The sequence below is a fragment of the Curtobacterium pusillum genome, from assembly GCF_007680845.1.
GTDB lineage: Bacteria > Actinomycetota > Actinomycetes > Actinomycetales > Microbacteriaceae > Curtobacterium > Curtobacterium pusillum_B.
Genome location: NZ_VEIY01000010.1, coordinates 26,704 through 48,314, shown reverse-complemented (window position 1 = coordinate 48,314; position 21,611 = coordinate 26,704). Strand labels below are relative to the sequence as shown.

24 protein-coding genes are annotated in these 21,611 nt (G+C 72.9%); 15 read left to right on the top strand and 9 right to left on the bottom strand.

What is annotated here, in order from left to right; translation table 11 throughout:
- Nucleotides 1–236: 236 nt before the first annotated feature.
- The gene (locus FS825_RS17100) at nucleotides 237–1,040 is read left to right on the top strand and encodes a sulfite exporter TauE/SafE family protein (protein ID WP_260981298.1); all 804 of its coding nucleotides are present in this window, start codon (nucleotides 237–239) and stop codon (nucleotides 1,038–1,040) included.
- Entirely contained in the window at nucleotides 1,037–1,684 is a 648-nt protein-coding gene (locus FS825_RS17095) for a DNA alkylation repair protein (RefSeq protein WP_186377315.1), read from the top strand. The genes FS825_RS17100 and FS825_RS17095 overlap by 4 nt, the downstream gene beginning before the upstream one ends.
- Before the next feature lie 6 nt (nucleotides 1,685–1,690).
- On the opposite strand, the gene FS825_RS17090 is transcribed toward FS825_RS17095, so the two are convergent.
- Nucleotides 1,691–2,071, bottom strand: coding sequence for a nuclear transport factor 2 family protein (locus FS825_RS17090; RefSeq protein WP_144715389.1), 381 nt, complete (start codon nucleotides 2,069–2,071; stop codon nucleotides 1,691–1,693).
- Between the two features lie 22 nt (nucleotides 2,072–2,093).
- On the opposite strand from FS825_RS17090, the gene FS825_RS17085 reads away from it, so the two are divergent.
- The 6 genes from FS825_RS17085 to FS825_RS17060 all read left to right on the top strand — a co-directional run bounded on the left by FS825_RS17085 (nucleotide 2,094) and on the right by FS825_RS17060 (nucleotide 6,903).
- Nucleotides 2,094–2,993, top strand: coding sequence for an aminoglycoside phosphotransferase family protein (locus FS825_RS17085; protein WP_144715387.1), 900 nt, complete (start codon nucleotides 2,094–2,096; stop codon nucleotides 2,991–2,993).
- Between the two features lie 137 nt (nucleotides 2,994–3,130).
- Complete coding sequence (locus tag FS825_RS17080; RefSeq protein ID WP_144715385.1) at nucleotides 3,131–4,321, top strand: zinc-dependent alcohol dehydrogenase; 1,191 nt, start codon at nucleotides 3,131–3,133, stop codon at nucleotides 4,319–4,321.
- 16 nt (nucleotides 4,322–4,337) lie between these two features.
- Entirely contained in the window at nucleotides 4,338–5,387 is a 1,050-nt protein-coding gene (locus FS825_RS17075) for an NAD-dependent epimerase/dehydratase family protein (protein ID WP_144715383.1), read from the top strand.
- Between the two features lie 87 nt (nucleotides 5,388–5,474).
- On the top strand, nucleotides 5,475–5,801 hold the full coding sequence (locus tag FS825_RS17070) for an SHOCT domain-containing protein (protein ID WP_144715381.1): 327 nt from the start codon (nucleotides 5,475–5,477) through the stop codon (nucleotides 5,799–5,801).
- 9 nt (nucleotides 5,802–5,810) lie between these two features.
- A complete protein-coding gene (locus FS825_RS17065) occupies nucleotides 5,811–6,230 on the top strand; it encodes a DUF6314 family protein (RefSeq protein WP_144715379.1) in 420 nt (139 codons plus the stop codon).
- A gap of 4 nt (nucleotides 6,231–6,234) precedes the next feature.
- Entirely contained in the window at nucleotides 6,235–6,903 is a 669-nt protein-coding gene (locus FS825_RS17060) for a pentapeptide repeat-containing protein (RefSeq protein ID WP_144715377.1), read from the top strand.
- Here FS825_RS17060 and FS825_RS17055 read toward each other — a convergent pair.
- Nucleotides 6,888–7,883: an NAD(P)/FAD-dependent oxidoreductase gene (locus FS825_RS17055; protein WP_144715375.1), complete on the bottom strand. Its 996-nt coding sequence runs from the start codon at nucleotides 7,881–7,883 to the stop codon at nucleotides 6,888–6,890. The two genes, FS825_RS17060 and FS825_RS17055, sit on opposite strands and share 16 nt — an antisense overlap.
- Nucleotides 7,884–7,950: 67 nt before the next feature.
- Between FS825_RS17055 and FS825_RS17050 the strand changes: the two genes are divergently transcribed.
- On the top strand, nucleotides 7,951–8,604 hold the full coding sequence (locus FS825_RS17050; RefSeq protein WP_144715373.1) for a helix-turn-helix domain-containing protein: 654 nt from the start codon (nucleotides 7,951–7,953) through the stop codon (nucleotides 8,602–8,604).
- A 4-nt stretch (nucleotides 8,605–8,608) separates the two neighbouring features.
- Nucleotides 8,609–9,556, top strand: coding sequence for a nucleoside hydrolase (locus tag FS825_RS17045; protein WP_144715371.1), 948 nt, complete (start codon nucleotides 8,609–8,611; stop codon nucleotides 9,554–9,556).
- 55 nt (nucleotides 9,557–9,611) lie between these two features.
- Here FS825_RS17045 and FS825_RS17040 read toward each other — a convergent pair whose 3' ends face one another.
- The gene (locus FS825_RS17040) at nucleotides 9,612–10,373 is read right to left on the bottom strand and encodes a glycosyltransferase family 2 protein (protein WP_144715369.1); all 762 of its coding nucleotides are present in this window, start codon (nucleotides 10,371–10,373) and stop codon (nucleotides 9,612–9,614) included.
- Nucleotides 10,374–10,521: 148 nt separating this feature from the next.
- Between FS825_RS17040 and FS825_RS17035 the strand changes: the two genes are divergently transcribed.
- From FS825_RS17035 to FS825_RS17025, 3 genes are read left to right on the top strand one after another with little or no spacing between them, the layout of a single operon-like run.
- Nucleotides 10,522–11,370 (top strand): hypothetical protein, encoded by an 849-nt coding sequence (locus FS825_RS17035; RefSeq protein ID WP_144715367.1) that lies wholly within the window; start codon nucleotides 10,522–10,524, stop codon nucleotides 11,368–11,370.
- Complete coding sequence (locus FS825_RS17030; RefSeq protein ID WP_144715365.1) at nucleotides 11,367–11,810, top strand: phage holin family protein; 444 nt, start codon at nucleotides 11,367–11,369, stop codon at nucleotides 11,808–11,810. The genes FS825_RS17035 and FS825_RS17030 overlap by 4 nt, the downstream gene beginning before the upstream one ends.
- Nucleotides 11,807–12,379 carry a DUF3618 domain-containing protein gene (locus tag FS825_RS17025; protein WP_144715363.1) on the top strand — a complete coding sequence of 191 codons (573 nt, stop codon included), beginning with the start codon at nucleotides 11,807–11,809 and terminating at the stop codon, nucleotides 12,377–12,379. Before FS825_RS17030 ends, FS825_RS17025 begins: the two co-directional genes overlap by 4 nt.
- A 70-nt stretch (nucleotides 12,380–12,449) precedes the next feature.
- Here the strand turns inward: FS825_RS17025 and FS825_RS17020 are convergent, their stop codons facing one another.
- From FS825_RS17020 to FS825_RS16995, 6 genes are all read right to left on the bottom strand, one after another.
- A complete protein-coding gene (locus FS825_RS17020) occupies nucleotides 12,450–13,640 on the bottom strand; it encodes an aminotransferase-like domain-containing protein (RefSeq protein WP_144715361.1) in 1,191 nt (396 codons plus the stop codon).
- A gap of 10 nt (nucleotides 13,641–13,650) precedes the next feature.
- The gene (locus FS825_RS17015; RefSeq protein ID WP_144715359.1) at nucleotides 13,651–15,279 is read right to left on the bottom strand and encodes a dipeptide ABC transporter ATP-binding protein; all 1,629 of its coding nucleotides are present in this window, start codon (nucleotides 15,277–15,279) and stop codon (nucleotides 13,651–13,653) included.
- Nucleotides 15,276–16,139 carry an ABC transporter permease gene (locus FS825_RS17010; protein WP_144715358.1) on the bottom strand — a complete coding sequence of 288 codons (864 nt, stop codon included), beginning with the start codon at nucleotides 16,137–16,139 and terminating at the stop codon, nucleotides 15,276–15,278. The genes FS825_RS17015 and FS825_RS17010 overlap by 4 nt, the downstream gene beginning before the upstream one ends.
- A complete protein-coding gene (locus tag FS825_RS17005; protein ID WP_260981297.1) occupies nucleotides 16,136–17,116 on the bottom strand; it encodes an ABC transporter permease in 981 nt (326 codons plus the stop codon). The genes FS825_RS17010 and FS825_RS17005 overlap by 4 nt, the downstream gene beginning before the upstream one ends.
- Before the next feature lie 2 nt (nucleotides 17,117–17,118).
- Nucleotides 17,119–18,762, bottom strand: a complete 1,644-nt coding sequence (locus tag FS825_RS17000; RefSeq protein ID WP_144715354.1) for an ABC transporter substrate-binding protein — start codon at nucleotides 18,760–18,762, stop codon at nucleotides 17,119–17,121.
- Nucleotides 18,763–18,831: 69 nt separating this feature from the next.
- Nucleotides 18,832–20,250, bottom strand: coding sequence for an FAD-binding oxidoreductase (locus FS825_RS16995; RefSeq protein WP_144715352.1), 1,419 nt, complete (start codon nucleotides 20,248–20,250; stop codon nucleotides 18,832–18,834).
- Nucleotides 20,251–20,448: 198 nt separating this feature from the next.
- Here FS825_RS16995 and FS825_RS16990 point away from each other — a divergent pair, with 198 nt between their 5' ends.
- Together FS825_RS16990 and FS825_RS16985 are read left to right on the top strand one after the other, a co-directional pair.
- Nucleotides 20,449–20,880, top strand: coding sequence for a MarR family winged helix-turn-helix transcriptional regulator (locus FS825_RS16990; protein WP_144715350.1), 432 nt, complete (start codon nucleotides 20,449–20,451; stop codon nucleotides 20,878–20,880).
- 58 nt (nucleotides 20,881–20,938) lie between these two features.
- Nucleotides 20,939–21,580: an MBL fold metallo-hydrolase gene (locus FS825_RS16985; RefSeq protein WP_144715348.1), complete on the top strand. Its 642-nt coding sequence runs from the start codon at nucleotides 20,939–20,941 to the stop codon at nucleotides 21,578–21,580.
- Nucleotides 21,581–21,611: the final 31 nt, after the last annotated feature.

Here is a 21,611-nt window from a genome sequence, read left to right as displayed (position 1 = left end):
TCCCGAGCGTTCGCGCTCGGGACGTCTCTGGTCCCGTTGGCACTCCACTCGGAGAGCAATTCGAAGCCCATCACCGTTGCTGCGGTGGTGGGCTTCAACCTTGCCCGGGGCAACCACCCGGCGATGTGCTGGCCCCGGCACCAGCCTCGGTGCTGTCCGCTGATGTTCCACGTGCAGACGTCGGCGCTGCACTGCCGCTGACCCGGGCTCCGCGCGGGCGCGGCTAGCCTTGGCGGGTGGAGAAGCGCGGCGGACGGGTGCTCGTGCTGGTGGCGATCGGGATCGTCGCCGGTGTGCTGTCCGGCCTCTTCGGAGTCGGCGGTGGCGTGATCGTCGTGCCCGCGCTCATGGCCTTCCTGCACCTCGACCAGCGCCGGGCCTCGGCCACGTCCCTCGTGGCGATCGCCCCCGCGGCCGTGGTCGGCGCCGTCACCTACGCCGTGCAGGGCGAGGTGCACTGGGCCGCAGCGCTGACCCTCGCGGTCGGGAGCGTCGTCGGAGCCCCGATCGGCGCCCGGCTGCTGCGGGCGCTGCCGCTCCGGGTGCTCCCGTGGATCTTCGTCGGGTTCATCGTGGTCGTGCTCGTCTCGCTGTCCACGTCGGTCCCGTCGCGGGGCGGCGACGTGCACTTCGGGGTGCTCGAGGCGGTCGTCCTGCTGCTGCTCGGGCTCCTCTCCGGCGTGCTGTCCGGGCTCGTCGGGGTCGGTGGTGGCGTCGTCATCGTGCCGGGGCTCGAGGTCGTGCTCGGCGCCGGTGACCTGCTGGCGAAGGGGACGTCGCTGCTGACGATGGTGCCGACGTCGGTCTCCGGGACGGTCGCGAACCTCCGCCGGCGAGCGGTGGACCTGCGCGTCGGTCTGACCGTGGGGATCACCGCCGCCGTGTGCTCCCCGGGAGGCGCGTGGATCGCCCGCCTCGTCGATCCGCAGGTGGGCACCTGGCTCTTCGCCGCGTTCCTGGTGGTGGTCGCGGTGATCGTCCTGGTCCGCGGTCGCCGGGCCGTGCCCCGGTCCGGCGCGACGGACGGGGAGGTCGCGTGACGGGCACCCGGAGCGGCGGACGGGAGTCGGCGGACGCTGAGGCCGTGCTCGCGGCGTTCGCACGGACGTCCGGTGACGTCCCGGCGGCCCGCCGGGTCGCTCGCCGGTTCGCGGACCTCGACGAGGGGGAGCGGTCGGCACTGCTGTGGAGCGAGGACGCCGGCGCACGACTCGTGGCCGTGCTGCTGCTCGTCCAGGCGATGCGCGAGCGGGCGGACCCGGAGCTCACCGACGAGTACCTGGCTGCGGCGAAGGCCGAACGGTTCGAGGACCCCGTGCTGGTCGACCTCGCGGCGGAGGAGCTCGTGGGGGCGCCCCTCGTCGGCGCCTCGACCGGGCCGCTGTTCGCGCTGGCGAAGTCGGACGTGGCGATGGTGCGACGGATCGCCGTCGTCGCGACCCTGGCGTTCGCGAAGCAGGGCGACGCCGAGGTACCGCTCGCCATCGCGGGGCGGCTCGTGCGGGAGCGCAACGAGGTCGTGCAGTCCGCGCTGGGCTGGGTCCTGCGGGACACCGGGAAGCGGGCGTCGGAAGCCGCGCTCGTGGCGTTCCTCGAGCGGAGCGGTCGGTTCCTCACGCCGGCGGCGCGGTCGACGGCGACGGAGCACCTGCCCCCTGCAGAGCGCGACCGACTGCGCGGCTGACGACGCCTAGTCGGTCTGCTCGGTCTGCTCGGACTGCTCGGCGAGGACCGTCGTGAGCGCCACGATGCGTCCGTCGCGCACCTCCACGACGTCGACGCCGCGCACGACAGGGTCACCGACGGGACCGAACCCCCACGCGAGTGCACCGTGGGTGGCGGAGACGTAGCGCCGACCCTCCTCGACGAACTGGAACGCGCCCGGTGCCTGATCGAGGAGCTCGGCGGCCTTCTGCGCGAGGGCGTCCCAGCCGACGACCGTCGCGTCCGGGTCGGTGAAGGTCACGTCGGGCGAGTAGGTGCGCTCGATCGCGGCACGGCGGGACGCGGCGTCGCGGTTCCCGAACACGTCGTGGAGGTTGGCGGTCAACAGCTCGGACACCGTGGTCATGGGCGGAGCCTAACCTGGCGGCATGCACACCGAGGTGCCCCGCCCCCTGATCGACGCCGCACTCGTGGAACGGCTCGTGGCCGCGCAGTTCCCGCGGTGGTCCGGACTGCCGGTGCGAGAGGTCGATCCGCAGGGGTGGGACAACCGGACGTACCGGCTGGGGACCGAGCTGTCGGTCCGACTGCCGAGTGCGGCCGGGTACGTGGCCGCGGTCGAGAAGGAGCAGCGGGTCCTGCCGTACCTGGCGGCTCGGCTCGACGTGGCGGTGCCGGAACCGGTCGGGCTGGGCGTCCCCGACGTGGGGTACCCCTTCCCGTGGTCGGTCCGGCGGTGGATCGACGGCACGGTGGCGCACCGGGCCGTCGATCTCGATCGGGTGCGGTTCGCCGGCGACGTCGGAGCGGTGCTCCGGCAGCTGCGGGCGATCCCGTCCGGCGACGGTCCGGTCGCGGGGGCGCACTCGTTCCACCGCGGTGCCCACCCGTCGTCCTACGCCGCCGAGGTGGTGGCGGCGCTCGACCACCTCAGGGACGCCGTCGACCGCGCGGCCTGCGAGCGGGTCTGGGCGGACGCCACGGCCTCGGCGTGGACGGGCCCCGGTGTCTGGTTCCACGGTGACGTCGCACCGGGCAACCTGCTGGTCGACGACGAGGGGCGGCTGACCGCCCTCATCGACTTCGGCACGTGCGGCGTCGGCGACCCGGCGAGCGACCTCGTGCTCGCGTGGACGTTCCTCGACGGACCCGCGCGAGGAGCGTTCCGCGAGGCCGTCGGACTCGACGCCGACACGTGGGCACGCGCCAGGGGGTGGGCCCTCTGGAAGTCCCTCATCATGCTCGCCGGAAGCGCAGGACCGGGCGATCGCACCGAGCACGGGGCGGTGCTCCGCGCCGTCCTCGACGACCCGGTCGCCCTCCGGTAGCGGTTCGCAGCGTGGCGCACGACAGCGCGCGGAGCGGACGGGGCTGTGAACGCGCCACGGGTCGGGCGGGTACCGACGTGGGGGAGACGAGCCGCGCCTCCCCGGCCGGCTGAGAACCACGACGAGAGGAACGCGACGTGCGCGCACTGACCTGGCAGGGCACCGAGAAGGTGTCCGTCGAGACCGTCCCCGACCCGACCATCCAGGAACCGACCGACGCGATCGTGCGGATCACCTCCACCGCGATCTGCGGGTCCGACCTGCACCTGTACCGGGTCCTCGGCCCGTACATCGACAAGGGTGACGTGCTCGGACACGAGCCGATGGGCATCGTCGAGGAGGTCGGCTCCGGCGTGACGAACCTCAAGGTCGGCGACCGCGTCGTCATCCCCTTCAACATCTCCTGTGGCCACTGCTGGATGTGCCAGCACGGCCTGCAGTCGCAGTGCGAGACGACGCAGGTGACCGAGTACGGCACCGGCGCCTCGCTCTTCGGGTACACGAAGATGTACGGCCAGGTGCCCGGCGGCCAGGCCGAGTACCTCCGCGTCCCGCACGCCGACTACGGCCCCATCGTCGTGCCGGAGTCCGGCCCGGACGACCAGTGGCTCTTCCTCAGCGACATCCTGCCGACCGCCTGGCAGGCCGTGCAGTACGCGAACGTCCCCGAGGGCGGGACGCTCGCCGTCCTCGGCCTCGGCCCCGTCGGACAGTTCGCCGCGCGGATCGGTGCACACCTCGGCTACCGGGTGCTCGCGGTCGACCCGGAGGAGGTCCGACGCGACCTCGGCGCGAAGCACGGCGCCGAGGTGTTCGACCTCACGAAGGACGTGGTCCCGCAGCTCGTCGACCTGACCGACGGGCGCGGCCCGGACGGGGTCGTCGACGCGGTCGGCATGGAGGCGCACGGCAACCCCGTCGCCGGGTTCGCCCAGCGGGCCGCCGGACTCCTGCCCGACAAGCTCGCGCAGAAGGCGATCGAGACCGCCGGCGTCGACCGGCTCGCCGCCGTGCACGCCGCGATCGACCTCGTCCGCCGCGGCGGAACGGTGTCGCTCTCCGGCGTCTACGGCGGCATGGCCGACCCGATGCCGATGATGACCCTGTTCGACAAGCAGATCACCATCCGCGAGGGACAGTGCAACGTGAAGCGCTGGATCGACGACATCATGCCGCTCGTCGAGGACCCGTCGGACCCGCTCGGGACGCTCGACCTCACGACGCACCGGGTCTCGCTCGAGGACGCCCCGCACATGTACGAGGTGTTCCAGAAGAAGCAGGACGGCTGCGTCAAGGTCGTGCTCGACCCGGCACTGGCCGCGGCCTGATGCGGGCGGTGGGCTGATGCGCGTCGCGGTGGTCGGCGCCACCGGGAACGTCGGGACGGCCGTGCTCCGGCGGCTCGCGGCCGCGCGCCTCGAGGGCGCCGGGGACGGCAGCGGCCTGCAGGTCGTCGGAGTCGCCCGTCGCCTGCCGGACGCCCGGGTCGCGCCGTACGACGTCGCCGTCTGGCACGCCGTCGACGTCGGCGGACGCACCGCCGTCGACGAGCTGACCGCGGTGTTCCGCGGTGCCGACGCCGTCGTGCACCTCGCCTGGGCGCTGCAGCCCACGCACGACATCCCCGCGCAGCACCGGACGAACGTCGTCGGGACCGCCGCCGTGCTCGAGGCGGTCGCCCGGGCCGGTGTGCCGCAGGTCGTCGTCGCGTCCTCGGTGGGGACCTACCGGGGCGTGGACGTCGACGGGAAGCGGACGCCGGTCGACGAGTCCTGGCCCGCCGACGGGATCCCGACGGCGACCTACTCCGTCCACAAGGCCGCGAACGAGGCCGCGATGGACGAGTTCGCGGCAGCACACCCGGACATCGTCGTGACGCGGCTCCGGCCCGGGCTGGTCTTCCAGCGCGGTGCCGCGGCCGAGATCCGCGGACTCTTCCTCGGACACCTCGTGCCGATGTCGATCGTCCGCTGGCTGCGCTGGGCCGTCCTGCCGTTACCGCTGCCGTTCGTGTTCCAGGCCGTGCACGCCGACGACGTCGCCGACGCCTACTGGCGGGCGATCGACCGACGAGCCGCGGGCGCGTTCAACATCGCGGCCTCACCGGTGCTCAACCCGCCGCGGCTCGCACGGGCGTTCGGGATGCTCGGTGCGATCCGGGCGCCGATGTGGCTCATCCGCGGACTCGTCACCCTCACGTGGCGCGTGCGGCTGCAGCCCACGGACGCCGGGTGGGTGGACATCGCGGCGCAGGTGCCGGTCATGCGGACGGACCGCGCGCGGTCCGAACTCGGTTGGGAGGCGCGGCACACCTCGGAAGACGCGTTGCGCGAGCTGGTGGCCGGGTTCGCGGACGGTGCGAACGTCGAGGCGTCGGATCCGTTGCGCGGGTGACCCTCGGACCCCGTCGTGAGCGGCGGGGCGAACGTCGGCGCGGATGTCGCTACGCTCGCGGTACCGAACGAGCACGAGGGGGCAACCATGGCGTTCGAAGAGACCGACAACCCGATGGTCCCGGCCGGCTACGACGTCGTCTGGTCGCTCGTCATGATCGGCGGCGTGATCGTCGTCCTCGGGATGATCGCCGTGATCGTGCTCGCGGTCCACCGGTCGACCCGCATGGCGAACCGCGGCCAGAACCCGTTGACACTGACCGAGGACCTCGCGTTCCAGGCGGCGCAGAGCGACGCCCTGGCACCGGCGAGGTCACTCGAGCAGCGGCTCGCCGAACTCGACGACCTGCATGCTCGTGGGGTGATCACCGACGACGAGCACCGCTCGGCCCGCATGGACGCCCTCCGCGGCTAGCCTGAGTGCGTGGTGACACCGACGGACCTGCTCGGGGAGTGGGAGCTGCACCGGCACGTGGACGACCGGCGGGCGGGCGTGGACGGCACCGTGACCGGCACCACCACCCTGACCGCGACCGGCCCGGACGAGGTCCGCTGGGACGAGACCGGGACGATGACGTTCGACGGTCGGACCGTCCCGGTGTCCCGGACGCTCCGGGTCCGCCGCGACGACTCCGGGCGCTGGACCGTGCACTTCGCCGACGGCCGGGTGTTCCACGACTGGGTCTGGGGATCGGAGGTGTCGCACGCGTGTGCGCCGGACGACTACTCCGGCGTGCTCACCGGCGACACGGAGCACTGGACCGTCCGGTGGTCGGCGCTCGGCCCCGCGAAGGACTACGTGCTCTCCAGCGACCTGCGGCGTCGGTCCCACCCGGCAGACTGAGCGCATGGCCCGCTCCTCCTCCGGCACCGACGCCCCCCGCATCACCCTGACCGACCCGACCGAGCTCGAGGACTGGACGCCGGGCCCCGGTGACGTCCTGACCGGCGACCGGGTCGAGGGCAAGCGCATCGACGTGTTCGACCTGGCGGGGGACCGCGTGCCGGACCTCGAGATCGAGGAGTCGGTGATCGGGACGCTCCGCGCGGACGGCGCCGACCTCCGCGGCCTCCGGGTGCGCGACTCCGTGGTCGAGACGCTCGACGCCCCGGTGTTCCGCGCATCGAGCAGCTCCTGGCGGGAGGTCCGGATCGCCGGCGGACGCATCGGCTCCGCGGAGCTGTACGACGCCGGACTGAACGGCGTCGAGTTCGTCGGGATGAAGCTCGGGTTCGTGAACCTGCGCGGGTCGACGCTGACCGACGTGGTGTTCCGCGACTGCGTCATCGACGAGCTCGACATCGCCGACGCCCGACTGCTCCGGGTGTCGTTCGACGGCACGAGGATCCGTGCGGCCGAAGGGTCGAACACCAGGATCGACCACGTCGACCTCCGCGGCGCCGACCTCGACCGGGTGGAGCGGCTCGAGGGCTTCCGCGGAGCGACGATCGGCGCCGACCAGCTCTACACGCTCGCGCCGCTCCTGGCGGCCCAGGCGGGCTACCGGGTCGACTGACCCGTCGCAGTCGCCGTCGCCGCTCGGGCCAGTGCCGCGGCGAGGTCCGCCTGCACCAGGTCCCCGTGCACCGCGGCCCCGGCCTGCGTGCCGGCGGCGGCCGACGCGACCACGGTCGCCATCGGCGCGGCGACGTTCCCGGCTGCGTAGACGCCACGGACGGTCGTCTGCCCGGCCGCGTCGACCGCCAGCGCACTGCCGAACCGGAAGTCGCCCAGCAACTGGTCGGTCGCGGTCAGTCCGAGCCCGGACAGGAACCCGACCCGCGCCTCCACCGTGCTCGCCGCGGCGAGGGCGTCGAGTGCGACGAACTCGCCCGATCCCGTCGAGACCCCGGTGAGCCGGTCGCCGTCCGACACGACCGCCGTCACCGGGCCGGACACGACCCGCACGCCCTGGGCCGCGAACCCCGCGAGCGCGGTGTCGTCGACGAGCGCCGGATCGGTGACGAACGCCGTCACGTCCTCGCTCAGTGCCCGGAACATGAGCATCTGGTGCGCGCCGATCGGCGTCGTCACGAGCACACCGATGCGCCGGTCACGGATCTCCCACCCGTGGCAGAACGGACAGTGCACGACACCGCGCCCCCACTGCTCGGCGAGCCCCGGGACCTCCGGCAGGACGTCCACGGCGCCGGAGGCGACGACCAACCGACGGGCCGTCACGACCGCGCCGGAGTCGAGCGTGACCGAGAACCCGACCGGGTCGACACCGTCACCGTCCGTCGTGGACGCGGCCACGATCCTCCCGTCCGCCACCTCGACGCCGTACGCGGCGACCTCGCTCCGGCCGATGCGCGACAGCGCCGCGGGCGACGCCCCCTCGCGCCCGAGGTAGTTGTGCACGCCCTCCGCCGGGGCGTTCCGCGGTTCGCCGGAGTCGACGACCAGGACGGACCGCCGCGAGCGGCCCAGGATGAGTGCGGCGGACAGGCCGGCGGCTGCTCCGCCGATGACGATGACGTCGTGGTGATCTCGCATGCGGGCATCATCAGCAGCAGGGCGCAGGAGCAGCAAGCCACGTTGCCGGTCTGGCAACATGGTCGCCATGGGCAGCTCAGCACACGACCGTGGCCGGGAGGAACGGATCACCGCACGTACGACTGCTGAGGTCGTCGACGCGGTCGGTCCTCGGCTCCGCGCCCTCCGTGCGCGCCGCTCCGTCACCCTCGCGGCGCTCGCCGAGGAGACCGGGATCTCCGTGTCCACGCTGTCGCGGCTGGAGTCCGGACGACGGAAGCCCACGCTCGAGCTCCTGCTGCCGCTCGCCCGCGCGTACCAGGTGCCGCTCGACGACCTCGTCGGGGCGCCCGAGACCGGTGACCCGCGCGTGCACCTCAAGCCCGAGCTGCACGGGGGTCGGGTGGTCGTGCCGCTCACCCGGCGGACCGGCGGGGTGCGGTCGTTCAAGCAGCTGTTCCCGCCGCGGTCCCCGGGTGGCGAGCCGACCCGCAAGACGCACGAAGGGTACGAGTGGCTCTACGTCCTGTCCGGCCGGCTGCGGCTGCTCCTCGGGGAGCGCGACCTCGACCTCGGCCCGGGCGAGGTCGTCGAGTTCGACACGCACACGCCGCACTGGATCGGCAACGTCACCGACGAGGTGACCGAGGTGCTCTGCCTGTACGGGCCGCAGGGGGAGCGGGCGCACGTGCGCTCGCGGCCGGCGGACCGCTCGGCGAAGCGCTCCTCGGTGCGAGGATGACCGGATGACCGTCCCCACCGTCCCGCTCTTCCTCGACTGCGACACCGGCGTCGACGACGCGCTCGCGCTCACGTACCTGCTCGACGTGCCGCACGTCGACCTCGTCGGCATCGGGACGGTGTCCGGGAACATCGACGCCGCGACGGCGGCGGTCAACACGGCGGCGCTCCTCGCGATGTGCGAGCGCGCCGTGCCCGTCGCCGTCGGCGCGCACGATCCCATCGGCGGCGCGTACCGGGGCGGCGCCCCGCACGTGCACGGAGCGAACGGGATCGGCGGCGTCGACCTGCCGCCGGGCGTCGCGGCCGCCGACGACCCGGCCGCCGAACTGCTGGTCCGCCAGGCGCGCGCGTTCGCGGACGGACCGCGGAAGCTCGACGTGCTCGCCATCGGGCCGCTGACGAACCTCGCCGTCGCGCTCGAGCTCGAGCCGCGCCTGCCGGAACTCGTCGGCACGCTCACGATCATGGGCGGCGCCGTCTGGGACCGGGGCAACGTCTCGCCGACCGCCGAGGCGAACGTCCACAACGACGCCGAGGCCGCGCGGCGGGTGCTCCGCGCCGGGTTCGACCTCGTGCTCGTCCCGCTCGACGTCACACGGCAGCACCGGTTCGACGACGCCGACGCCGCTCGGTTCACCGCGGCCGGCGATCCGCTGCGGGTGGCGCTCGGGACGATGCTGTCGCGCTACATCGACTTCTACGAGACGGTCGACCACGTCCGTCGGGCACCGCTGCACGACCCGCTCGCCGCGGCGATCGCGGCGGGCGAGGTCGGACCGACGGTCCGGAGCACGCCGCTGGACGTCGTCCTCGGCGGTGCCGAGCACGGCCGGACCGTCCCGGCGGCCGACGGGCCGTCCGTCCGGGTCGTCGTGGCGGCGGAGGACAGCGCCGCGGACGTCATCCGCGCCCGCATCCTCGCGGTGGGCCCGTCCCCCGCCCGCGCCTGACGGCGGGCCTGCGCGCCGGAGGGGAGTGCCGGAGGTGCGCCGCGCCTCCCGAAGGTCAGCGGCGGGACCACTCGTCGGCCGCGAGCCGACGCGCCGCGACCCGCGCCCTCCGCGCCCACCGCCGCACCGGGTTCGCCCGACGTCCGTTCACCCGGAACGTGTGGAAGGCCCGGCGGGTCCGGAGGAGCGCGGACGCCGGCCCGGACAGCGGACGCGCGGACACCTGCACCGCGAGCGCCGGGTCGGCCACCACGCGCCAGGCCGGGTCGAGCTGCATGCTGAGGTCGACGTCGTCGTGGACCTCCGGGTCGTCGCGGTGCACGCGGCTCCGGACCGCGAGCCAGGTCTGCCGCCGCATCGCCATCGCCGACCCGAAGAGCGGCGGCCGACCGAGGGCGGCCCGCACCAGGGTGAAGTACGGCCGCATGTAGACCGCGCTCCACACCATGCGGACGAGACGCCCTCCGGTGCGCGGTCGACCCGGGCCGGTCACCGCGACGACCGTCGGGTCGCCGAGGAGTCGCAGGGTGTCGGCGATCCAGCCGGGTGGCGGGACGGAGTCGGCGTCGAGCCGGGCGAGCACGTCGCCGCTCGCGTGGTCGTAGCCGCGGGCGGACGCCCTGGCGATCCCGCGCACCGGTTCGGTGAGGACGACCGCGCCCGCTGCCCGAGCGACCGCGGCGCTGTGGTCGTGGCTGCCGTTGTCCACGACGATCACCTCGTCGACCCGCACGGTCTGGGCGGCGAGGGCCTCGAGACACCGGCGGAGGTGGTCGGCGTCGTCGAGCACCGGCACGACGACGGAGACGGATGGCATCACCCGATCCAACCGGACCGGTGCTGGGGGCCCTGCCCCATCCGCGTTTCGCGACGATCCTGGACCGCACCCCAGGACACAGCGCGCACGTTCGGTTGCGCAAGCGCCCCGACGAACGTCGCGGGCGAAGACAACCGGAAGGCCGACCATGACCACGAACCCACCCGGGAACGACTCCGGGACGCCCATCCACGACCGCACCGCGGCCTCTGAAGGCCACGAGGTCCACCCCGGCGTCACGGTTCCCTCCTTCGCGAGCGGCACGCCCGCCGCGCGCCCGACGGACCCCGACGTCGCGCAGACGTACGACCCGTACGGCGAGACCGCCGCCGAGGTTCCGTTCGACGCGCCGCTCGACGCGATCCCCGCCGACGAGCAGCTGCCGGCAGCACCGACGACCGGCCTGTCCGGCTCCGGTGCCGGCCTGTCCGGCTCCACCGCCGGCATCAACGGCGGCCCGAGCCCGGCCGACAGCGGCTCCGGTTCCGGCAAGGCCGACGCGGCGAAGGGTGCCGCCCAGGACGTCGCCGGTGACGCCAAGGCCAAGGCCTCCGACGTCGCGGGCACCGCCAAGGAGCAGGCCGCGAACGTCGCGTCCGAGGCGACCGAGCACGCCAAGCAGCTGTACGGGCAGGCGACCGAGACCCTCAAGGGCCAGGCCGCCGACCAGCAGCAGCGCGCCGCCGGTGGCCTCCGCAGCATCGGCGAGCAGCTCGGCCGCATGGCCGACAACGACGACGAGCAGGGTGTGGCGTCGAAGGTCGTCCGCGACCTCTCCGGACGCGCGACCTCCGCCGCCGGGTTCCTCGAGAACCGCGACCCGGGTTCGCTCCTCGACGAGGTGAAGAGCTTCGCCGCCAAGCGCCCGGGCACGTTCATCGCCCTCGCTGCCGGAGCGGGCATCCTCGCCGGCCGTCTGACCAAGGCCCTCGCGACCGAGGTCAAGCACGAGAAGGAAGCGGGCGGCGACGCCCCGACGACGGGGAGTGGCGTATGAGCCACACCGTGCCGGGTGGCGCCCCACTCGGTGAGCCGACACCCGAGGAGCGTGCCGCCACGACACCGCTCGGGGAGCTGCTCTCCGAGGTGTCGAAGGACCTGTCCAGCCTGTTCCGGCAGGAGGTCGCGCTCGCCAAGGCGGAGCTGACCGACTCCGCGAAGAAGGCGGGCAAGGCCGGCGGCATGTTCGGCGGCGCGGGACTCACCGCGCTGTTCGCGCTGCTGTTCCTGTCGATCGCTGCCTGGTGGGGTCTCGGCTACCTCGTCGGCAACGCCTGGTCCGCACTGATCATCGCGGTCGTCTACGGGATCGTCGCCGCGATCCTTGCCGTCCGCGGGCGCAAGGAGATCAAGGAGATCAAGGGCGCCCCGCAGACGATCGAGACCGCCAAGGAAGTCCCCGAGACACTCAAGCCCAACACCGGGAGGAAGCCATGAGCACCCCAGACGAGATCCGCGCCGACATCGAGCGCACCCGCGGCGAACTCGGCTCCGACGTCGACGCACTCGCCGACAAGGTCAGCCCGTCCGCCATCGCACACCGCCAGACCGAGAAGGTGAAGAACCGGTTCCAGGGCGTCCGTGAGTCCGTCATGGGCGCGGCCGACTCCGCCCGCTCGAGCGCCTCGGGCTCGGCGTCCGGTGCGACCGGTCAGGCGAAGGACGTCGCGCAGCGCGGTGTCGAGAAGGCCAAGGGCAACCCGCTCGCGGTCGGCCTCATCGCGTTCGGCGCGGGCTGGCTCGCATCGTCGCTCATCCCGACCTCGGACAAGGAGGAGGAGCTGGCCGGTGAGCTGAAGGACAAGGCGGCACCCCTCGTCGAGGAGGTCAAGGAGCAGGCGAAGGACGTGGGTTCGCAGCTCGGCGACTCGGCGAAGGAGCACGCGCAGGACCTCAGCGGGACCGCGAAGGACGCGGCCCAGACGGTCAAGGACGAGGCACAGGGTGCCGCGTCCGACGTCAAGGACCACGCGCAGGGTGCTGCGGACGACGTGCGCAGCAGCTGACGTCACCCAGTGACGGACGGGAGGCGCGGTGCCAGCTGGCACCGCGCCTCCAGACCGTTTCCTGGTCACGTCACAAGCGCGCGACGGCCTGCCCGAGGCGGGTCGCCGCCAGACGGAGGCGCTCCTCGTCGACGTGGCCGTACGCGAGCCGGAGGTGCCGGTCCGCGTCCGTGCCCGGCCCGGACGGGAAGAACCCGCCGCGCTGGTACTCGACGCCCTCGGCACTCGCCGCCGCTGCGAGGGCATCGGCGTCGATCCGGTCGTCCGCGATCCGCGGCCAGAGGAAGAGCCCACCACCCGGGACCGTCACCTCGAAGACGCCGGGCGTCGTGTCCTCCAGGGCGGCAGCGAGCGTCTCCGCACGGGTGCGGTAGAGCGCTCGCGCGCGGTCGAGCGTCCGGTCGAACAGCGTGTCGTCCGCGGTCACGAGCTCGCCGATGACGGCCTGCACGAATGTCGAGCTGTGCGAGTCCTGCCGGCTCCGGAGCGCGACGACGTCGCTCACGAATCGTTCCGGGACGACGATCCACCCGAGTCGGAGCCCGGGGCCGAGGGTCTTCGTGAACGTGTTGACGTGCACGACGTGCTCCGAGTGGTTGAAGGCGTCGACGGGCTCGGGGCCGTCGCCGTACCAGAGCTCCCGGTAGGGGTTGTCGGCGAACACCACGAAGTCGTACCGCTCGGCGAGGGCGACGAGGCGGTCCCGATCGGCCGCCGGCAGCGTGCCCTGCGTCGGGTTGTGGAAGTCCGGCACCGTGTAGAGCGCGCGGGGTCGCGCGCCCGCGTCGAGTTCCCGCTCGAGGGCGTCGAGGTCGAGCCCGTGCGGTCCGACCGGGATCGGCAGCGTCGCGGCGTCGGCCAGCTCGAGCCCGCGGAGGAACAGCGGGAACACCGGGTTGTCGACCGCGACGAGGTCACCGCGCTCGAGGACGACCTGGATCGCCAGGGCGAGTCCGTGGAAGCCGCCGTTGGTGATGACGATGCGGTCGACGGGGACGCCCTCGCGTGCCGCGATCCACTCGCGGATCGGGGAGATGCCGGCGGTGCGCGAGTACTGCAGCGCGGGCAGGCCCGGACGGGACAGCACGCGCGCGGTGGCCTCGGCGAGCTCGGCCCCGGGCAGGACGCTCGGGTCCGGGATGCCGCCGAGCAGCTCGATCGCGTCGGGTCGCGGGTCGCGCAGCGTCTGATCGCCGAACCCCTTCGGCGCGGTGAACGCCCGGATGAGGGACGGCTTGGTGCTGGCGGTGGTGATCGTCATGGCTTCTCCTTCAGCTGGCTGCCGGGACGGCGTCGAGCAGGGTGCGCGTGTACTCGTGCTGCGGGTCGTGGAACACCCGCTCGACCGGTCCGGACTCGACGACCCGGCCGTGCCGCAGCACCGTGACCGTGTCCGCGACCTGCCGGACGAGGGCGAGGTCGTGCGAGACGAACAGGTAGGTCAGTCCGAGCTCCCGCTGCAGGCGCGTGAGCAGCCCGATGATCCCGGCCTGCACGGTGACGTCGAGGGCGCTCGTCGGTTCGTCGAGCACGATCACCTCGGGCCGGAGCACGAGGGCGCGGGCGATCGCGACGCGCTGCCGCTGGCCACCGGAGAGGGCGGTGGGGCGGCGGCGGAGGAAGCGTTCGTCGAGGCCGACGGACGCGAGTGCCTCCCGCACGGCCGCGGCCCGGGAGGCACGGGTGCCGATCCGGAAGCGGTCGAGCGGTTCGCCGACGATCCTCCGGACCTGCCAGGTCGGGTCGAGCGAGGTGAACGGGTTCTGGTAGACGAGCTGCAGCTGCCGACGGACCCGGCGCAGCTCGGCCTTGGAGCGGCCGTGCACCTCGGCGCCGTCGATCGCGATGACGCCGGCGTCGGGGCGTTCCAGGCCGAGCAGCATGCGAACGGTGGTGGTCTTGCCGGAACCGGACTCGCCGACGAGCGCGTGCGTGGTCCCCGACGGGACGTCGAACGAGACGCCGTCGACGGCCCGGACGGTGCGGTCGCCCTGACCGTAGTGGCGCGCGACCCCGGAGACCGTGATGTGGGCGGGGCGATCGGCCCGGGCGCTGGTGCGATGGGCGTCTGCGTCCGCGTCGGCGGACCGGTACCGGTCCGGGCTGAGCGCGGGCACGTCGGCGCGCAGCAGCCGGGCGTACTCGGACTTCGGGGCGCGGAACACCTCGGCAGCGGGCCCCTGTTCCTCGACGACACCGTCCCGCAGCACCACGAGGTCGTCGGCCCGTTCGGCGGCGACGGCGAGGTCGTGCGTGATGAACAGGAGACTGATGCCCCGCTCGGCCCGGAGCTGGCCGAGCAGGTCGAGGATCCGCTTCTGGATCGTCACGTCGAGGGCGCTCGTCGGCTCGTCGGCGACGACGAGGTCCGGCTCGGGCAGGACGGTCAGGCCGATGAGCACGCGCTGGAGCATGCCGCCGGACAGCTCGTGCGGGTAGGACCGCCACACCCGCTCGGGACCGGTGAGTCCGACGCGCTCGAAGACGGCGAGCACGGCGGCCCGCCGCGCCTCGGCGGTGGGGGCGTCGGTGAGCGCGGCCGCCTCGAGCGCCTGCGAGCCGATCGTCCGGACCGGGTTCAGCGCGGTCGCCGGGTCCTGCGGGATGAACCCGATCCGGCGTCCGCGCAGCGCCCGGAAGCGCTGGTCGGGCAGCGTGACGAGGTCGTCGCCCGCGAAGTCCGCCGAGCCGCTGACGGTCGACCCCGCGGGCAGCAGGCCGAGCACCGCCTTCGCGATCGTGGACTTGCCCGACCCGGACTCGCCGATGACGGCGACGGTGCGCCCGCGGCCGACGGTGAAGTCGACGCCGTGCACGACCTCCGTCCCGCCGTACGCGACGGTCAACCCGCGCACCGTGAGCAGCGTGTCCGAGGGGATCCGTTCCTCCTGGACCGTCATGAGCGACCCGCCTTCCGCAGCCAGCGGCTGATCCGGTTCACCGAGAGCACGGTGAGGACGATGACGATCGCCGGGGCGTCCACGAGCCACGGCGCCGTCGGGTACGTCTTGCCGGAGGCCACCAGGAGCCCCCAGTCCGACGCGGGTGGAGCGTCGCCGTAGCCGAGGAAGGCGAGCGACGCGATCACCAGGATCGAGGTGCCGAGGTTGAGCACGGCCAGCGCGAGCACCGACCGGTACGCGTTCGGCAGCACGTGTCGGAACAGGGCGTGCGCACCGGAGCCGCCGACGAGGGACGAGGCCTCGACGAACGTCGAGCCCCGCGCCTTGAGCGTCTCCGCACGGGCGAGCCGGGCGAAGGCGGCGACGGCCGAGATGCCCGTGGCGACCGCGGCGTTGATCGTGTGGAAGCCCAGCGAACTGACGATCACGACGGCCAGCAGGAATCCGGGGATCGCGAGCAGGACGTCCACGACGCGACCGAGCAGCACGTCGACCCAGCCGCGGAGGAACCCGCTGGCCAGCCCGATCAGGCCGCCGACCACCAGGCCGATGGCCACCGCGACGAGGGCGCTCGTCACCGAGGACGCCGTGCCGTGCACCACCCGGGCGTACAGGTCACGGCCGAGGTAGTCGGTGCCGAACCAGTGGGCGGCCGACGGCGCCTGCAGCTTCGTCGCGGTGTCGCCGGTGACGGCGCTCTGGCCGGTGAACAACCCCGGCGCGAGCGACCACAGCAGCACGACCACGAGCACCGCGAACGAGAGCAGCACGGTCGGGGGGACCACGGCGCTGCGGCGGTTGCCCGCCCGCACCGCTGGGGACGTGGTCACCCGGACGGTGGTGAGGTCCGCGCTCATGCCGGCACCAGCTCCGTCGTCGCCGGCGCCTTCGTCGACGCCGCGCGCAGTTCGATCCGGGGGTCGAGCAGCGGCGACACGAGGTCGGCGATCAGGTTCACGACCACGAACACCACCGCGGCCAGGGACACGACGGCCTGCAGCACCGGGACGTCCTGCGTGGTGACGGCCTTCTGCACGACCACGCCGATGCCGTCCCGGCCGAAGATGGTCTCGGTGATCACGGACCCGCCGAGCAGCTCCCCGACGACGAGCGCCACCATCGTCACCGCGGGCAGCAGCGACGGCTTCACCAGGTGCCGGGCGAACAGGCCCGCCTGCGACAGCCCCCGGGAGCGCGCGACGATCGCGTACTCCTGCCGGGACTCGTGGTCGAGGTTCGCGATGAGGACCTCGGCCAGCGGCGCGGACACCGGGATCGCCAGCGTGACGGCCGCGAAGAACGTCGCCGCGGGGCTGTCCGGCTCGATCACCGCGAACGTGTGCAGCTGGAACGCGAACCACGAGATGAGGACCAGGCCGATCACGAAGTTCGGCACGGACAGGAAGAGCGACGGCACCGACCGCAACGCGTTCCGGAGCCAGGCGCCCGGTGCGTACTGCGAGCCGTACGCGATGGCGACCGCGAAGACGATCGACACCAGCAGGGCCGTGCCCGCGAGGACGAGCGTCGACGGCAGCGATCCCGCGATGACCTGGGTGACGGGCAGGTTCGACTGCAGCGAGAACCCGAGCTGTCCGACCACGAACCGGGACAGCGACAGCCAGAGCTGGAGCAGCACGGGCTGGTCGAGGCCGTAGTAGGACACGATCTTCTGGATGTCCTGCTCGCTGAGGCCGCTCTGGGGGTCGCGTAGGGCGTTCGTGACCGCGTCGCCGGGCAGCACGCTGATCACCAGGAAGGTCAGCACGTACGCCAGCAGGACCACGACGACGGCCTGCGCGACCCGCAGCAGCGCGAAGCGGAGGTACGACACGACTACCGCTCGATCCAGGCGGTCGCGAAGTTCGCGTACGCCAGGCCGTTGTACTTCGTCCCGTGCACCTTCGGCGAGATGAGGTAGAGCCGCTGGACGAGCTGCACCGTCGGCACGAAGTAGCCCTGCTCGAGCACGTACTGCTGCAGTTCGGCGGCGACCTTCTTCCGCGCGGTCTCGTCCGAGGCGGTGGCCACGGCGGTGGACAGCTCGTTCAGCTTCGCGTCGCTCGTGCCGAGGCCGAACCAGTCCTCGCCGCCGTTCTGGCTGGTGAGCACCCCGGCGACCGTCCCGACGTCGACGAAGCTACGGGAGGTCTGGTACAGCGGCGGGTTCGCGGCCTGCACGGCGGCGTACCCGGCGACGTCGACGACCTTGAGCCGCACCTTCACGCCGATCTTCGCGAGCTGCTGCGCGATGAGTTCGTCCTCGGCCTGGGTGGACGGCACGAAGGGGTTCGGGGACAGCGTGAACTCGAGGTCCTTGCCGTCCTTCGAACGGACACCGTCGGAGCCGGTCGTCCACCCGGCGTCGTCGAGCAGCTGCTCGGCGCGGTCCGGGTCGTAGGCGAGGAGCCCCGACTCGTCGGCGACCTCGGGCACGTTGCCCTGGATGAACGACGTCGCCGCCTGCCAGTCCGAGGTGTAGACGGTCTTCAGGATCGCCTTGCGGTCGATGCCGATCTGGATCGCCTTGCGGACCGCGGCGTCGTTCGTCGGGAACGCGGTGGTGTCGACCTTGAAGCCGTCGGTGAAGCCGAGGTAGCGCGGCGTCGCCACCGTGAAGCCCTGGGACTTCAGGGAGTCGATCTCCTGCGGTTCGACGTTGAAGGACACGTCCGCCTGGCCGGCGACGACCGCCTGCGTCCGGACCGACTCGTCCTTGATCACCTTGTAGGTCAGGGTGTCGAGGTACGGCGCACCGGTGTGGCCGAGCGCCGCGGGACCCCAGTCGTAGTCCTTCCGCTTCGCCAGGACGTACTCCTCGCCCTCCTTGACCGACTTCACGGTGAAGGGCCCGCTGCCGACCTCCTTCGACAGGTCGGCCTGCTGGTCGATCGGCAGGGCGAGGGTCTTCGGCGACAGCAGGATCGACCCGTGGTAGCCGAGCGTCGGGATGAACCCGAGCGCGGGCGACGAGAAGTCGACCTCGACGGTGTGGTCGTCGGTCGCCTTCGCTCCGACGAAGTTGCTCGACGGGAAGAGCCCGACCTTGCTGATGCCGCGGTCGGTGTCGCCGTGCGCCCAGAGGTCGATGTTGTCGACCACGGCCTGGGCGTCGAGCGCCGTGCCGTCCGAGAACGTCACGCCCTTCTTGAGGTGCAGCGTGAAGTGCTCCGCGTCGTCGGACTGGTCCCAGCTCGTGGCGATCCACGGGCTGGTCTTCCCCGTCGCGTCGACGTACACGAGCTTGTCGGTGATCTCGCCCCAGAGGTTCCCCTCGTAGCTCGAGATCGCGCTCTTGCTCGACACGAAGCCGCTGTCGTAGCCCTGGATGAGGAAGGTGAGGTTGCCGCCCTCGACGGGCTTGCCGTCCGAGGTCGAGGACGCCTGCGAGCCGGACGAGCACGCGGTGAGGACGAGGGCCGCCGCAGCGGCGATCGCGAGACCGGCGAGGTGCCGGCGCCAGCGGGGTGAGTCGGTCATGGGGTTCCTGTCGGATCGGGTGGGGCAGGGATGGGATCGGGGTGGGGTCGGGGCGGTCGGAGGACCGGGTCAGATGGCCTTGCCGGGGTTGAGCAGCCCCGCCGGGTCGAGGGCGTCCTTGAGCGCGCGCTGCGCGGCGAGGTGCCGCGGCGACAGCTCGAGCGCTGCCCACTCGCGCTTCACCGTGCCGATGCCGTGCTCGCCGGTGACGGTGCCGCCGGCGGCGAGGGCGATGCGCACCAGTTCTGTTGCGGCCTCGTCGAGCGCGGCCGGACGGTCGGCGGGGTCGGCGTCGCCGATGGCCCGCGTGATCGCGGGGTGCAGGTTGCCGTCACCGGCGTGCGACACCGCGGACACCCGCACGTCGAAGCGCTCCTCGAGCTCGGCGAACCGGGAGTACACGTCGCGCAGACGGGACTTCGGCACGGCGATGTCCTCGCCGACGAACCACTGCGGTTCGGTGTGCCCTCGGCCGTGCCGGCGCAGCTCCCACAGTCGGTGGCCGTCCTCGTCGGTCTCCGCGGTGACGACCGCGCCGGCTCCGGTCAGCGCAGTGGTCAGGTCGGCGGTCTGCTCGTCGATGCCGTAGCCGTCGAGCTCGACGAGCACGAGGGACGCGCCCCGTCCCCGCAGCGCGGTGCCGCTGAACGCGTCGATGGCGGCGAGGCTCGGTTCGTCGAAGAACTCCACGACGGTGGGCCGGACGGGCGAGCGGGTGATCGCGTCGAGGCCGTCGAGGCCGGCGGAGGTGCTCGGGAAGAACGCCGAGACGGTCCGGCGTGCGACCGGGATCGGCCGGAGCCGCACGATCGCGCGGACGACGATCCCGAGCACGCCCTCGGAGCCCACGAACAACGAGGTGAGGTCGAGGCCGTTGACGCCCTTCACGGACCGGTGTCCGACGGAGACCAGGCTGCCGTCCGCGAGCACGACGTCGAGGCCGAGCACCGACTCCCGCGTCACGCCGTACCCCGCGCAGCGGAGGCCCCCGGCGTTGGTCGCGATGTTGCCCCCGATCGTGGAGATCTCGAAGCTGGCCGGGTCGGGGGCGTAGAACAACCCGTAGGGCTCGAGGTGGGCGTTGAGTGCCGCGTTGACGACGCCGGGTTCGACGACGGCGACCTCGTCCAGCGGGGCGACCTCCACGATGCGGTCCAGGCGTTCCGTGGACACGACGAGCTGGTCCCGGGTCGCGGTGGCGCCGCCGGAGAGGCCGGAGCCGGCACCCCGGGGCACGATCGACACGCCGTGTTCGCCGGCGAGCCGGACGACCGCCTGCACCGCGGCGGCGTCGGTCGGGAACGCGACGGCCGGCCCGTCGCCCTCGACGGGCGCACCGTTCCGGGGCGTGGTGCCGGCGTCGTACCGGTAGGCGCTCGTCGCGCGGCCGGCGGGGCGCACCTCGATGTCCGGGTGCAGCCGTCCGAGCGCGTCGACCAGGTCCGCTGCGCGGTCGGTCCGGGGTGGTGCGGTGGTGGCGGTGGTCATGGGACCCGATGATCGGGTCGGCGGCGCGGGGTCCGCACCCTCGGTGACGGGCCGTGTCCCACCGTTGCGTCGCGTTGCGCCGGGGGCCGCGGATCCGGCCTGGAGGCGCGTCACACTCCGTCGTGCACCGGCCCGTCCGGCACCGCGTTACGTCCGGCGTCGCCGCCGTCGTGCGGCTCCGCCGGTACGGTCGAGACCATGACGACGACGCCGGACGACCTCGCCGAGGAACTCCGTGAAGCGATCGGGCGGATCGTGCGCGCCACCCGGGCGCTCGCGGACGAGCTGCCGCAGGCCCAGAGCGCGAGTCTCGGGCTGCTCGACCGGCAGGGCCCGCTGACGATCGCCGACCTCGCCCGTGCCCGCGGCGTCAAGCACCAGGGCCAGTCGCGGACGGTCGCCGAGCTCGAGGAGCGCGGCTTCGTGGAGCGAGGGGCCTCGGACGGTGACCGGCGCGTCTCGGTGATCCGGCTGACGGAGCCCGGTCGTGCGGCCATGCTCCGCGAGCGCCGGGCCCGTGCCGGGACCTTCGCGGCGGTGATCGACGCGGACCTGTCCGATGCCGAACGTGCGGTGCTCGCGCAGGTGCCGGAACTCTTCCACCACATCGCGGCGCGGCTCGAACGGTGAGCGTCCTCTCATCCGGATCGGACGCGGTGATGTACAACACGGTTGTAGAGTCGTGGGCATGGAGCTGACGAAGTACAACCACGCCACGGTCGTCCTCGAGCAGGACGGCGCCACCCTCCTCATCGACCCGGGGACGTTCACGCCCGAGGGTGCCGACCTCGCGAAGGCAGCCGTCGCGGTCCTCGTCACGCACGAGCACTTCGACCACTTCGACGTCGACGCCGTCCGTGGCGCCCTCGAGGCGAACGACGCACTCGTCGTGCGCGGACCGGCGGCGATCGTCGAGCAGCTCGGTGCCCACGACGGCCGCGTCGCTGCCGTCCAGGCCGGTGACGCGTTCGAGGTCGGCCCGTTCTCCGTCCGGGTCTTCGGTGAGGAACACGCCGTGATCCACGGCGACATCCCGACGATCGCGAACGTCGGCTACCTCGTGAACGGCACGGTGTTCCACCCGGGCGACGCGTACCTCGTGCCCGGTGTCCCGGTGCGGACGCTCCTGCTGCCGACCAGCGGACCGTGGACGAGCACCGCCGAGGCCGTCGACTACGTCCGTGCGGTCTCACCGGAGCACGCCGTGCAGATCCACGAGGCGATGCTCAGCGAACTCGGGCAGCAGTCCGCGGCGCGGTTCCTCGGCCCGGACGGTCTCGGACCGGTCCCGGTGCAGATCCTGCCCGCAGGCGGGTCGATCGCCGTCTGACGGACGCCGGTCGTCCCTGAGAGGCGATCCG

What these genes read in the sequence shown, in the direction of transcription:
- FS825_RS17090 (WP_144715389.1), bottom strand. Translation starts at nt 2,071, where the DNA reads ATGACCACGGTGTCCGAGCTGTTGACCGCCAACCTCCACGACGTGTTC.
- FS825_RS17085 (WP_144715387.1), top strand. Translation starts at nt 2,094, where the DNA reads ATGCACACCGAGGTGCCCCGCCCCCTGATCGACGCCGCACTCGTGGAA.
- FS825_RS17075 (WP_144715383.1), top strand. Translation starts at nt 4,338, where the DNA reads ATGCGCGTCGCGGTGGTCGGCGCCACCGGGAACGTCGGGACGGCCGTG.
- FS825_RS17070 (WP_144715381.1), top strand. Translation starts at nt 5,475, where the DNA reads ATGGCGTTCGAAGAGACCGACAACCCGATGGTCCCGGCCGGCTACGAC.
- FS825_RS17060 (WP_144715377.1), top strand. Translation starts at nt 6,235, where the DNA reads ATGGCCCGCTCCTCCTCCGGCACCGACGCCCCCCGCATCACCCTGACC.
- FS825_RS17055 (WP_144715375.1), bottom strand. Translation starts at nt 7,883, where the DNA reads ATGCGAGATCACCACGACGTCATCGTCATCGGCGGAGCAGCCGCCGGC.
- FS825_RS17050 (WP_144715373.1), top strand. Translation starts at nt 7,951, where the DNA reads ATGGGCAGCTCAGCACACGACCGTGGCCGGGAGGAACGGATCACCGCA.
- FS825_RS17045 (WP_144715371.1), top strand. Translation starts at nt 8,609, where the DNA reads ATGACCGTCCCCACCGTCCCGCTCTTCCTCGACTGCGACACCGGCGTC.
- FS825_RS17040 (WP_144715369.1), bottom strand. Translation starts at nt 10,373, where the DNA reads ATGCCATCCGTCTCCGTCGTCGTGCCGGTGCTCGACGACGCCGACCAC.
- FS825_RS17035 (WP_144715367.1), top strand. Translation starts at nt 10,522, where the DNA reads ATGACCACGAACCCACCCGGGAACGACTCCGGGACGCCCATCCACGAC.
- FS825_RS17030 (WP_144715365.1), top strand. Translation starts at nt 11,367, where the DNA reads ATGAGCCACACCGTGCCGGGTGGCGCCCCACTCGGTGAGCCGACACCC.
- FS825_RS17025 (WP_144715363.1), top strand. Translation starts at nt 11,807, where the DNA reads ATGAGCACCCCAGACGAGATCCGCGCCGACATCGAGCGCACCCGCGGC.
- FS825_RS17020 (WP_144715361.1), bottom strand. Translation starts at nt 13,640, where the DNA reads ATGACGATCACCACCGCCAGCACCAAGCCGTCCCTCATCCGGGCGTTC.
- FS825_RS17015 (WP_144715359.1), bottom strand. Translation starts at nt 15,279, where the DNA reads ATGACGGTCCAGGAGGAACGGATCCCCTCGGACACGCTGCTCACGGTG.
- FS825_RS17010 (WP_144715358.1), bottom strand. Translation starts at nt 16,139, where the DNA reads ATGAGCGCGGACCTCACCACCGTCCGGGTGACCACGTCCCCAGCGGTG.
- FS825_RS17000 (WP_144715354.1), bottom strand. Translation starts at nt 18,762, where the DNA reads ATGACCGACTCACCCCGCTGGCGCCGGCACCTCGCCGGTCTCGCGATC.
- FS825_RS16995 (WP_144715352.1), bottom strand. Translation starts at nt 20,250, where the DNA reads ATGACCACCGCCACCACCGCACCACCCCGGACCGACCGCGCAGCGGAC.
- FS825_RS16990 (WP_144715350.1), top strand. Translation starts at nt 20,449, where the DNA reads ATGACGACGACGCCGGACGACCTCGCCGAGGAACTCCGTGAAGCGATC.
- FS825_RS16985 (WP_144715348.1), top strand. Translation starts at nt 20,939, where the DNA reads ATGGAGCTGACGAAGTACAACCACGCCACGGTCGTCCTCGAGCAGGAC.